Annotated in this window: 10 protein-coding genes; 7 read left to right on the plus strand and 3 right to left on the minus strand. The window is 68.7% G+C overall.

Annotated features, from left to right (window positions below):
* The first annotated feature begins 239 nt into the window (after positions 1–239).
* The 3 genes from MHY20_RS00700 to MHY20_RS00710 all read left to right on the plus strand — a co-directional run bounded on the left by MHY20_RS00700 (position 240) and on the right by MHY20_RS00710 (position 5,386).
* On the plus strand, positions 240–2,927 hold the full coding sequence (locus tag MHY20_RS00700; RefSeq protein WP_239373843.1) for a YPDG domain-containing protein: 2,688 nt from the start codon (positions 240–242) through the stop codon (positions 2,925–2,927).
* A 161-nt stretch (positions 2,928–3,088) separates the two neighbouring features.
* Entirely contained in the window at positions 3,089–3,811 is a 723-nt protein-coding gene (locus MHY20_RS00705; RefSeq protein ID WP_183377254.1) for a response regulator transcription factor, read from the plus strand.
* A 15-nt stretch (positions 3,812–3,826) separates the two neighbouring features.
* On the plus strand, positions 3,827–5,386 hold the full coding sequence (locus MHY20_RS00710) for a HAMP domain-containing sensor histidine kinase (protein ID WP_239373846.1): 1,560 nt from the start codon (positions 3,827–3,829) through the stop codon (positions 5,384–5,386).
* Between the two features lie 15 nt (positions 5,387–5,401).
* Here MHY20_RS00710 and MHY20_RS00715 read toward each other — a convergent pair whose 3' ends face one another.
* Both MHY20_RS00715 and MHY20_RS00720 read right to left on the minus strand, forming a co-directional pair.
* A complete protein-coding gene (locus tag MHY20_RS00715; protein WP_239373848.1) occupies positions 5,402–5,974 on the minus strand; it encodes a DUF4031 domain-containing protein in 573 nt (190 codons plus the stop codon).
* 22 nt (positions 5,975–5,996) lie between these two features.
* Positions 5,997–6,938, minus strand: a complete 942-nt coding sequence (locus MHY20_RS00720) for a ribonuclease H (RefSeq protein WP_239373850.1) — start codon at positions 6,936–6,938, stop codon at positions 5,997–5,999.
* Positions 6,939–7,023: 85 nt separating this feature from the next.
* Here MHY20_RS00720 and MHY20_RS00725 point away from each other — a divergent pair, with 85 nt between their 5' ends.
* The 3 genes from MHY20_RS00725 (at position 7,024) to MHY20_RS00735 (ending at position 10,687) form a co-directional block, all read left to right on the plus strand.
* Positions 7,024–7,989: a cation diffusion facilitator family transporter gene (locus MHY20_RS00725; RefSeq protein WP_239373862.1), complete on the plus strand. Its 966-nt coding sequence runs from the start codon at positions 7,024–7,026 to the stop codon at positions 7,987–7,989.
* Between the two features lie 8 nt (positions 7,990–7,997).
* On the plus strand, positions 7,998–8,999 hold the full coding sequence (locus MHY20_RS00730) for an LLM class flavin-dependent oxidoreductase (RefSeq protein ID WP_239373852.1): 1,002 nt from the start codon (positions 7,998–8,000) through the stop codon (positions 8,997–8,999).
* Positions 9,000–9,118: 119 nt separating this feature from the next.
* Positions 9,119–10,687, plus strand: coding sequence for an APC family permease (locus MHY20_RS00735; RefSeq protein WP_239373854.1), 1,569 nt, complete (start codon positions 9,119–9,121; stop codon positions 10,685–10,687).
* 146 nt (positions 10,688–10,833) lie between these two features.
* Here the strand turns inward: MHY20_RS00735 and pdxS are convergent, their stop codons facing one another.
* Positions 10,834–11,739, minus strand: coding sequence for a pyridoxal 5'-phosphate synthase lyase subunit PdxS (gene pdxS / locus MHY20_RS00740; protein ID WP_259923298.1), 906 nt, complete (start codon positions 11,737–11,739; stop codon positions 10,834–10,836).
* 94 nt (positions 11,740–11,833) lie between these two features.
* Here pdxS and MHY20_RS00745 point away from each other — a divergent pair.
* Positions 11,834–12,211 (plus strand): GntR family transcriptional regulator (locus MHY20_RS00745; protein WP_239373856.1); only part of this gene is annotated, 378 nt, incomplete at its 3' end.

A 12,211-nucleotide genomic window follows, 5' to 3' on the forward strand; every position in this document is an offset into this window, starting at 1 on the left:
GACCAACCGGGACGATGGCCCCTTCGCCGGCTGTCCGCTTGGTTACTACCTGGAAGGGTAGGGCTTAACCGACCGATCGCCCTGGTCCCGAGGTCACGGTTTGGCTACCCGCGGTCTCGACGGGGGCCTCCCTGCGCGATTCGGCGCATGCTCCCTTCGATGAAGATGGAGTTTCCATGGTTTTTGACGCTTTCCGTAACCGGAGTGCCAGCGCCGCGACTGCAGGTCGTACTCCCCTGATGCGACGCGCAGTCGCCGCAGCCGGCACTACTGCTCTCCTCGTGGGCACTTTCGGCGCAACCGCAACCGTCGCGGTTGCTGCTCCGACCAGCCAGCAGGCCGCGGCTCTCGCACCGGCCGCCGCGCCGACTGACCAGCCCGGCAGCTCGCAGGCCAACGCCATCCCGGCCGACGCGATCGCCAACGGCTACATCGACAGCGGAACCGACATGACGAACGCGAAGAACACCCTGTCGGGTCGCGCGTTCATCTCGGACAAGGGCACCCCGGAGACCTCCGGGAACCGCCTCTCGGCTGTTCCGGAGGGCACCGAGGTCTACCTGCAGTGGATCGACAAGGACGGCGCTGTCTCCCCGTGGTACTCCGCCAAGACCTCCAACGCACTGTCCAGCAGCGACGCCAATCAGGCAGGCCCCGGCGCTTACGCCTTCGACCTCCGCGAGGGCTGGACCGACGCGAAGGGCAAGAAGCACACGTACAACGCGACTGCCGGTCAGTACTACAAGCTGGTCATCCCGGACAGCACCAACCCGGCCACCGGCAACACCATCACCATGCTGCGCCAGGCCGGCGGCTTCTTCCCCGGCTCGTTCGTCAACTCCGTGACTGACAGCAACCTGGGCCAGTTCCCGCTCACCGGCACGAACATGCAGCGCACCGCCGTCTTCATGACGGAGCAGGGCGGCACCTACATGCACCGCCCCGAGGCCGAGTGGATCACGGACTCCGAGGGTCCGCTGCCGAACCCTTGGACCAGCTTGAGAGCAAAGAATTCGGTGTCCGGTCAGGTATGGCTGGAGACCGGTGCCGGTGACCGCGCCAACTCGGCAACCGGTCCGAACAACAACAGCAAGGATCCCGAGGCCGCTGGCTACACGGTTGTGATGTCGTCGCTGACCTCCGAGGGCGCTCAGGCCTACGAGGCTCAGGTGGAGTCGCTCGACGAGTCCCAGCGCGCTGCTGCCGCGGCCGAGCTTCTGAAGGCCCACCCGGAGTACATCTCCGCGACTGTGCAGGGCAAGACCGACGAGAACGGCAAGTACACCCTGCGGTTCCCGGACGGCACGCTGAACGACCAGTACCTGTACATGCAGGTCTTCGATCCGCAGGGCGAGCTCGTCAACGGCTACTCCGGCTACACCTCCCCCGAGTTCCGCAAGCCGAATGCCAACCTGTCGTTCACCCCGCAGACGGCCCCGGCACAGAACCTCGTGCAGAGGCCGATGTGGTACAACGTCAACTACGCCATCGTGGCTCGGACTCAAGTTGACCTGCAGATCACCAACTACGACGTGTCGGACAACCCGGCTCGCCCGGGTGACACCGCGGAGCTCGACTTCACCGGTGTCATGCCGCCGCTCGCCTCCAAGATCGAGTGGGTTGACTCCAACGGCGAGGTCGTCAAGACCTGCGACCCGGTGACCTCCGAGGCTGAGGCTGAGGCCTGCACCTTCGAGGTGCCCGCCGATGCTCCGGACGGCATGGTGTACACCGCTCGCCTCGTCTCCGGCGACAACATCATCGCGGCCGACTCCTTCATCGTCGATCTGACTCCCATCACCGACAACCTGACACCGGCCTACGAGGACACCTCGGTCGAGGAGGGCAAGGGCGGCACCGTGCCGACCCCGACCTACACCGACGCCGATGGCAACCCGGCCACCGCACCTGAGGGCACCACGTACGCACCGAACGGCGACCTGCCCGAGGGCTTCACCGTGAACGAGGACGGTTCCATCACCATCGATCCGTCCGTCCCGGCCGGTGACTACACCATCCCGGTGCTCGTCACCTACCCGGACGGCTCCACGGACACCGTCGATGCCAAGGTCACCGTGACCGAGGCTCCGGTGGAGGCTCCGGACTGGAACGACGGCGAGGGCAAGCCGGGCGAGACCGTGACCATCCCGAACGAGGGTGGCCCGGTTCCGGACGGCTCCACCGTTGAGACCGAAGGCCCCGGCAAGGGCAGCATCGACGACAACGGCAACCTCGTTGTCGACATCAACGATGACGCCAAGCCCGGTGACAAGATCACCGTCGTGGTCAAGGACAAGGACGGCAACGTGATCGACGAGATCACGGTCACCGTCGGCGAAAAGCCCGCCGACAAGCCGGACTGGAAGGACGGCGAGGGCAAGCCGGGCGACACCGTGACTATCCCGAACGAGGGTGGCCCGGTTCCGGACGGCTCCACCGTTGAGACCGAAGGCCCCGGCAAGGGCAGCATCGACGACAACGGCAACCTCGTTGTCGACATCGACGATGACGCCAAGCCCGGTGACAAGATCACCGTCGTGGTCAAGGACAAGGACGGCAACGTGATCGACGAGATCACGGTCACCGTCGGCGAAAAGCCGGGTAACGGTGGAGATGGTGGCGATGGCGGCGACGGCGGCGACGGCGGCGACGGCGGCTCCGGTGGTAACGGCGGCGACGGCGGCAACGGCGGCGACGGCGGCGACGGCGGCGACGGCGGCAACGGTGGCGACGCCGGTAACGGCGGCAGCACCCAGCCGGGCAACGGCGGCAGCAACGCCCCGAGCCAGGGCCAGGACCAGAGCCACGCTCCGAGCGGCGACCTGGCACGCACCGGTGCCCAGGTCGGCGGCCTCCTCGCGGCAGCAGCAGCGTTCGTCGCTGCGGGTACCGCCATGGTGACCCGCCGCCGCAAGGGCGACCGCTGATCCCAGCAGTGACAGCCGGTCACTGACCGGTTGACCAACAAGCGGGGCGCAGATCCACAGAGTCTGCGCCCCGCTTCGTCATACCCGCCCATACCCCACTCAGCCCGTATCTCACAGAGTGCATTCAGGCCCTTCTCACTTTGACGGCTCAGTATGGATTCATGACCACTGAGGCTGAACACGACTACGAAGCCAAGCTCCTCGTCGTCGACGACGAACCGAACATCCGCGACCTGCTCGCCACGTCCCTCCGCTTCGCGGGCTTCGACGTCCACGCCGCATCCAACGGCTCCGAAGCCGTCCGCATCGCCACCGAAGAGGAACCGGACCTGATCGTCCTGGACGTCATGCTCCCGGACATGGACGGCTTCACCGTCACCCGCCGCCTTCGCGACAAGGGCCACCACTTCCCCATCCTGTTCCTCACCGCCCGCGATGAGACCAAGGACAAGGTCGCCGGCCTCACCGTCGGCGGCGACGACTACGTCACCAAGCCCTTCAGCCTGGAAGAAGTCGTGGCCCGCATCCGCGCCGTGCTGCGCCGCACCCACCTCGGTGTGTCCGAGCCGTCCGAGAGCGCACTCGTCGTCGGCGACCTCCGGCTCGACGAGGACTCCCACGAAGTCACCCGCGCCGACTCCCCCATCGACCTCTCCCCCACCGAGTTCAAGCTCCTGCGCTACCTCATGCTGAACGCCGGCCGAGTCGTCTCCAAAGCGCAGATCCTCGACCACGTCTGGGACTACGACTGGTCCGGCGAAGTCGGCATCGTCGAGTCCTACATCTCCTACCTGCGCCGCAAGATCGACGTGGTGGGCGAACCCATGATCCACACCAAGCGAGGCATCGGATACGTTCTGCGTCCCGCAGACCCCCGTTCCTGACGTACGCTGACCCCCATGAAGCTCGGCACCATCCGCCCGGGTCAGCGCAGCAAACGACCCGTGTCCCTCTGGACACGGGTCGTTACACTCATCGCGTCCGTCCTCGTCCTCGGCACTCTCGTCACCGGATCCCTGTCCCTGTTCCTGCTGAACCGGACCCTGATCCAATCCATCGACGAGGACCTGCGGCGCAGCGTCGGCCCCACCGTCTCCCTCGCTACCGCCACCATCAACGACCAGAACGCGGACCCGAACGAACTCGCGTACGCACCCGTCGACTTCGTGGTCGAGTTCCGCTCCGCCGACGGCGACCAGCAGCAGAAAGTGGTGCGCAACCGCACCAACCAGAACGCCGACATCCGCTTCCCACACCTCAGCCGTGACGAAGTGCAGGCGCTGAACCGAGAACCGTTCACCGTGCTCGACAGTGAGCAGCAGCGGTGGCGAGTGCTCGCCATCGCCTCCGACCAGCCCGACGGATACTCCGCATTCGTCGCCCTGCCGATGACGTCCGTAGACTCCACCATGAACGAAATGGCGCTGATCATCGTGCTGGTCGGCACCTCCGTGGTCCTGACCGGTGTGGGCATCGGCGGGTGGGTGTCGCACCGTGCACTGGAACCGCTGCGGGACGTGGAGTCCACAGCACGCGAAATCGCCGCCGGCAGCCTGTCGCGCCGCGTGCCCGTCTCCACCACCAGCCAGGAAGTGCACACCCTCGCCGTGGTGCTGAACGAAATGCTGGTGCGCCTCGAAGGATCGTTCCAGGCGCAGGCGAAGTCCGAATCGAAGGCGATCTCCTCCGAATCGAAGATGCGGCGGTTCGTGGGCGATGCCTCCCATGAGCTGCGCACCCCGCTGGCGGCGATCCGCGGCTTCGGCGAGCTGTACCGCATGGGCGCCCTGCGCACCGACGACGACGTCGCCTCCGCCATGAAGCGGATCGAAGACGAAGCGCAGCGCATGGGCTCCCTCGTGGAGAACCTGCTGCGCCTCGCCCGCCTCGACGAACAGCAGACGTTCGACCTGCTGCCGATGGACATCACTCCGCTCATCCACGACGCCACCCAGGACCTCCGCGCCCTCGACCCCACCCGCGACGTCCAGATCACCGACCTCACCGGGGCGCCCCTCGACATCGAGGAGATCCAACCGACGGGTGTCCTCGGTGACGAAGCCGGGCTGCGCCAGGTGATCCTCAACCTCGTAGGCAACACGAACCGCCACACCCCCAAGGGCACCCCCGTGGAGATCGCCCTCGGCCACAACCGCAAAGGCAATGTGCTGCTGGAGGTCCGCGACCACGGCGACGGGATCCCGCAGGAGGCCCGCGAGCGCGTCTTCGAACGGTTCTTCCGCACCGACGAGTCACGCCAGCGGCAGTCCGAGCAGGGCGGCGGCGCCGGCCTCGGCCTCGCGATCGCAGCGACGATCATGGAGCACCACCACGGGATGATCTCCATCCACCAGACCGACGGCGGCGGCGCCACGTTCCGTGTCGAGATCCCGTCGGCCGACCTCGATGACGACGGCGCCTCTCCCGCCGACAGCGGCGACTCCACCGGGTCCGCCTGACCCGGCACGGGCGGGTCACTGATCAGGCCAGTCGACCGCCTGCCCGATGAACCGGTCCCGTCCCCGTGTTCGGGCGAGCTCATTCAAACGAGCGAGGAGTGCGTGTGCGGCGCGGCGGCCCGCGTCATCATGCGCCTGGATCCGCGGTGATGCGAGCGCGCTGCTGCCCTCATCGCGGGTGAGGCGGAACGCCCCCGCGAGAGCGGGCATCGGGTCCACATGGCCGCGCATGCCCCAGATGAAGTCCCGCGGCACGCGGTCACCCGTGCCCGCATCGAGGCCGAGCGCCGCGGCATCGGCGAGGGTGCGCTCGCGCCTCGCACCCGCGCGCGCATGAGCGGGGACGCGCAGCCCCGAATCGATCAGGCGGCGAGTCAGCTCCCGCGAATCCACGAAGCGCACCCCGGTCTGCTCCAGGCGGTCGCGGGCATCGACCGGCCAGTCGTAGTGGTCGAGGTCGAACGACCGCGGGAACAGGCCGGCACGCTCCGCTGCGTCATGCAGTTCGTCCAGGGACGCGTCGGAGACGAGATGGCCCCACCAGGTGCCGTGCTTCGGCCAGCGAGGAGTGTCCGCGAACACTGCCATGGTGCGGTCCCGTCGGCCCCGGTCAGCCCAGCGGCGCCAACTGGTGCAGGCGCAGCGTGGGTTCGCCGTCGCCGCTGCTCTCCCACACCGCGGTGCCTCGCATGGCCGTGCCGCCGGTCGCGGTGACCTCGAAGGTGAGGAGGGTGGCGGTGCCGACCTGCTCCTCGATGACGTCGGTGATGGTCGGGTCAGTGCCGAGGGTGTCGGTGAGGTGCTCATCCCAGGCGTCGGCGGTGAGGACGCTGCCGTCCGTACCCAGCAGGATCGCGGCCGGGTGCACGGCGGCGACGCGCTGCCCGGCGCTGCGCGGAGTGATCAGCATGCGCTGAGCGCCGCGGACATCCACCGTGGTGAAGCAGGCGTCCGCGGGGGCGTCGGGGTCGTCGGTGAACGCTGAGAACAGGTCAGCAGGAGCGGCATCCGTCGGCCCGCCGGCGGGGGCGGCCGACGGATGCGGAGCGCCGACGGGCGCAGCGGTTGCGGTGGGCACTGCGCTGGGCAGGCCCGGGCCCTCCTTCACGGCGGTGCGCTTCTGGATCGCGGTGGCGGCGCCGTTCGCGCGGGCATCCGCCGCTTCGTTCAGGCGGTGCCCCGAATGTCCCTTCACCCACTCGAACTGCACATCGCGGCCCTGCATCGCGGCGTCGAGGGCGCGCATGATCTCCACGTTCTTCACCGGTTTGCCGTCGGCCTTCTTCCAGCCCTTCCGCTTCCAGCCCGGCATCCACGTCGTGATCGAATCGATCACGTACTTCGAATCGCACAGCACCCGCAGCGGCTCCTCAGCGCGGCCCGCATCCGCGGTCGCCTCCAGCAGGCGCAGCACCGCTGTCAGCTCACCGATGTTGTTCGTGCCGTGGTCGATGCCGCCCGCCGCCCAGGCGGAGTCGTCGATGTACCAGGCCCATCCGGTGGGTCCGGGGTTGCCGAGTGCGGATCCGTCCGCCGCCGCGATGATGCTCATAGCTTCCTACAATAGCCACGTGACAACCCCAAGCACCCCACCAGAATCCACCGCCCCCGCCGAACCGGCGCCCAGCCGCGGAAGCGTGGACCTCACCCGGTACGCGTGGCTGGCGATCTTCGCCGCCATCGCCACCATCGCGCTGAAGGCCGCGGCGTGGGCGATGACCGGATCCGTCGGCCTGCTGTCCGACGCCGCCGAATCCGGCGTCAACCTCGTCGCCGCCGTGGTCGCACTCGTGGCGCTGCGGGTCGCCGCCCAGGGAGCCACCCAGCGGTTCCTGTACGGCCGCGCCAAAGCCGAATACTTCTCCGCCGCCGCCGAGGGCGCCATGATCTTCGTGGCCGCCGCCGTGATCCTCGTGATGAGCGCGGACCGCTTCATCCATCCGCGGCCACTGGAGCACGTCGGCATCGGCCTGCTGGTGCTGGTCGCCGCCTCCGTCCTCAACGGTGTGGTCGCCGTGGTGCTGATGCGCGCCGGTCGCCGCCACCGCTCCATCACCCTCGTCGCCGACGGCAAGCACCTGCTGACCGACGTCTGGACCTCCGTCGGCGTCCTCGTGGGAGTGGGGCTGGTCGCCGTCACCGGCTGGCACCGGCTCGACGCCGTCATCGCGTTCCTCGTGGGCGTCCACATCATCGTCACCGGCATCTCGCTGATGAGCGAATCGATCTCCGGACTCCTCGACAAAGCGCTCGACGACGAGGACAACGACGCCATCACCCGGATCCTGCGCTCGCACACCTCCCGCGACGTCACCTTCCACGGCCTGAAGACCCGCGAAGCCGGCCAGGAGAAGCACATGAACGTGCACATCCAGGTGCCCGACACCTGGACCGTGAAACGGGCCCACACCTACGCGCACGAACTGGATGAGGAACTGATGCGCGCCGTGCCCGGCCTGCACGCCGAGCTGCACGTGGAGCCGATCTCCGACCCCGCCAGCTACGATGACATCCCGAGCGCCGAGATCCCCATCTACCCGGACTCGAGCATCGGCCGCACCAGCCCCGACCGACACCGGCAGGACACCCCGCCGGCACAGTAAGGAGACCCGTGGTCACCCGCCCCGCCCTGTCCGTGCTCGACCTCGTCCCCGTCGCCGACGGGTCCACCATGCGCGAGGCCATCGACATCTCCATGCAGGCCGCCCAGCAGGCCGACGACCAGGGGTACGAGCGCTACTGGTTCGCCGAACACCACAACACGCAGAACCTCGCCTCCAACGCCACCGCCCTGCTCATCTCCCGCGCCGCAGAGCGCACCGAGCGGATCCGGGTGGGCTCCGGCGGCATCATGCTGCCGAACCACGCGCCGCTGGCCGTGGCCGAACAGTTCGGCACCCTCATCCAGTTCCACGGGGACCGCATCGACCTCGGGCTCGGCCGCGCTCCCGGCACCGACCCGATGACCGCGCAGCTGCTCGCCCGCACCAGCGCCCAGCCCGAAGCGTTCATGAGCGGCATCGCCGACATCCAGGCGTGGTCCGGGCCGCGCACCACCGCGAACTCCCGGATCGGCGCGTATGTCGCCGAAGGCACCCACATCCCGATGTGGGTGCTCGGCTCCTCCATGAACGGCGCCGCCATGGCCGCCCAGCTGGGCCTGCCGTTCTCCGTGGCGTCCCACTTCGCGCCGTTCCAGTTCCAGCAGGCGCTCGACCTCTACCGCCGCGAATTCGACCCCACCGCCGCCACCGCCCAGATCGAGCAGCCCCGCACCATGGTCGGCGTCAACGTGGTCGTGTGCGACACCGACGACGAGGCACAGTTCCAGTTCTCCGTGCTGCAGCAGATGTTCGCCGGCATCATCAAGGGAGCGCGCGGGCCGCTGCCCCGCCCCGCCCGCATCGAGGACGTGCTCGAGCCGCACATCCTCGACTCGGTGAACCAGTCCCTGTCCATCTCGGCAGTGGGCTCCCCCTCGACCGTGGTCGCGAAGCTGGAGGAGCTGGCCGCCGTCACGGGGGCCGACGAGTTCATCACCGTGTCCTACTTCCACGACCCGCAGAAGCGGTTCGACTCCCAGCGGATGCTCGCCGAGGCGTGGCACGGGTGAACCCGTCGGCCGCCCTCACCGGCCGCTCTCGGGCCGCTTCGGGTTTGAATCGGGCGCGGCACCTGACTAACCTGGCGAATCACAGTCATGTGTCCCCGATCACAGGAAGCTGATTCATTGTGAGTTCCGCCGCCCCCACCCCCTCCGCACAGCACCGGACGGGAGGCGGAAGCACCCCCAGCAGCGAACCGCCCACCGTCACCGGCGGCTTCGACCCCAATGAGAAGGCCGTCCTCAAACGCGAGTTCAAACCCCAATGGGTGTTCGCCATCGCCCTCGGCTCCGCCATCGGCTGGGGCTCCTTCATCCTCCCCGTGGACTGGCTGAAGGACGGCGGCACCGCCGGCGCCCTCATCGGCATGGCCACCGGCGCCGTCCTCATCAGCATCATCGCCCTGTCGTACGGGATCGTCATCAAGAAGTTCCCCGTCACCGGAGGCGAACTCGCGTACTCCTATGTCGCGATGGGCCGCAGGCACTCATTCGTGGCCGGCTGGTTCCTCACCCTCGGCTACATCTCCATCGTGGCGCTCAACGCCTCCGCGCTCGCCCTCGTGGTCCGCAACGTCGCCCCCTCCCTCATGGAGCAGGGCAGACTGTGGGAGGTCGCCGGGTGGCCGATCTACCTGCCCGAAGTGGCCGTCTCCATCACCGCGCTGCTCGTGTTCACGTTCTTCAACGCCCGCGGCACCGCCCTGTCCGGCCGCGTCCAGTACATCGCCTGCATCGTCATGCTCGCGTGCGTGAGCCTGCTGCTGCTCCTCTCCGTCATCGCCTACATCCGCAAGCCCGTACCGCTGTTCCACGCCTTCCCCAGCGACACCGCGCCCTGGGCGGCGATCATGCTGATGGTCGCGATCGCCCCGTTCGCGTTCGTCGGCTTCGACAACGTCCCCCAGCTCGCCGGCGAGTTCGACTTCTCCCCCTCCAAGGCGCTGAAGCTGATCCTGTTCGCCATCGGCGCCGCCGCCTTCATCTACCTGGCGATGCTGATGGCCGCATCCATCGCGATCAGCGAAGCCGGGCACACCTTCGAAGGGCACTCCTGGGCCACGGCCGATGCGATCCGGGTCGCCATCGGACCCGTCGGCCCCGTGCTCATGGTGGTCGGGGTGACGATGGGCGTGATCACCGGGCTCAACGGGTTCATGTTGTCCGCCTCCCGCGTGCTGCTCGCCATGGCGGACGCCCGCATGGTGCCCGGCCAGCTCGGCTACATCTCCCACCGCGCCGGCACCCCGGTGGTGGCGCTCCTGTTCGTGCTCGCGTTCTGCGTGGTCACCCCGTTCTTCGGCCGTGAAGCCCTCAACTGGGTGGTGGACATGACCTCCGCCGGGGTTTCGGTCGCCTACTTCTACACCTGCCTGTGCGCCTTCAAGGCGATGCGGCGGACCGCTGCTGAGGCGCGCGACGGGGTCGTCCTCACCGAACCGCGCACCAGCCCCGGCTGGATCGCGTTCAAGTCCGGTGTGGCTGTGCTCGGCTGCGTGCTGTCGGTGGTGTTCCTCGCGCTGCTGTTCATCCCCGGCTCCCCCGGGCAGCTCGATACGCCGCCGCTGATCGCGCTGGCGATCTGGGTGGCGATCGGGTTCGTGTTCTATCTGTCCCGCCGCAGGGCGCTGAACGCCACGACCGAGGAGGAGATGGACCGGCTCGTGCTCGGCGAGCACGCCCACGCGAAGCTCTGAGCGGCGGGGCCGCACGGCGGGGCGGCGATTCGTTGCCCTTTTCGGGATTATCTGCGCGAAAAACCCCGAATGCGCACATCAATCGCGCTCCACGGCCATGAGACAGGGCGCGCCCCGCAGCCGCTACAGGGCGCGCCCCGCTGCCGTCACCATCCCCGCTCAGCGAGTCGGTGCGGCACCGGCAGGTCCGCCACGTTGATGCCGACCATCGCATCGCCCAGACCGCGGGAGACGTCCGCGATCACGGCCGGGTCCTCGAAGTTCTCCACCGCCCGCACCACGGCCTTCGCGCGCTGCTCGGGGTTGCCGGACTTGAAGATGCCGGAGCCCACGAACACGCCGTCGGCACCGAGCTGACGCATCATGGCCGCGTCGGCCGGGGTGGCAACGCCACCGGCGGTGAACAGCGGCACGGGGAGGCGGCCGTTGTCCGCAACGTACTCGACCAGCGCGATCGGCGCCTGCAGTTCCTTCGCGGCGACGAACAGCTCCTCGCGGTTCGCGGCGGCGGTGGCGCGCAGCTGCGCGATCTCGTGGAGGATGCGGCGGATGTGGCGGGTCGCCTCGGACACGTCACCGGTGCCGGCCTCGCCCTTGGAGCGGATCATGGCCGCGCCCTCGGCGATGCGGCGCAGCGCCTCTCCGAGGTTGGTGGCGCCGCACACGAACGGGACGTCGAACGCGCGCTTGTCGATGTGGTGCTCGTAGTCGGCGGGGCTGAGCACCTCGGACTCGTCCACGTAGTCGGCGCCGAGCTGCTGCAGGACCTGGGCCTCAACGAAGTGGCCGATGCGGGCCTTCGCCATGACGGGAATGTCGACTGCTTCGATGATGGAGTCGATGAGGTCCGGGTCGGACATGCGGGCCACGCCGCCCTGTGCGCGGATGTCCGCGGGGACGCGCTCGAGGGCCATGACGGCAACGGCGCCGGCGTCGGCGGCGATGCGGGCCTGGTCAGCGGTGACCACGTCCATGATGACGCCGCCCATCAGCTTCTCGTTGGTGGCGCGGGTCGTCTCGGACAGGGTGATGATCTGGTTCTTCTCGGTCATGCCGACCAGTCTCATCCGCCCACTGGTCCGAAACCAGATCCAGCATCCGTGGATCCGAGTGGACCAGTGGGCGCGGCGGCGGCATCATTCTGGTATGGCCGAACGCTCCACCGCTGACCTCGCCCTCACCCTCACCCGCGCGGGCCGTACTCCCCTGCCCGTCCAGGTGGCCGACGGGATCCGCGCCCTCATCATGTCCGGCGCCCTCGCCCCGGGCGACGCTCTGCCCTCCACGCGGTTCCTCGCGCAGCGCCTCAGCGTGTCCCGCGGAACGATCGTGGCGGCGTTCGACCAGCTCATCAGCGAAGGCGCCCTGCTCGCCTCCCAGGGCCGGCCCACCACGGTGCATCCGTCGCTGCCGGCGCACCTGCTGCAGCAGGTCAGCGCCGCGGCGCCGGACCCCACCGCGGCCAGCACCCGTCGGCCGGCCTCCCCCGGAGCCTCCACCGCCGCCGCGCCCGGCCGTCCCGAC

The sequence above is a fragment of the Helcobacillus sp. ACRRO genome (genome assembly GCF_022347125.1).
Classification (GTDB): Bacteria; Actinomycetota; Actinomycetes; order Actinomycetales; family Dermabacteraceae; genus Helcobacillus; species Helcobacillus massiliensis.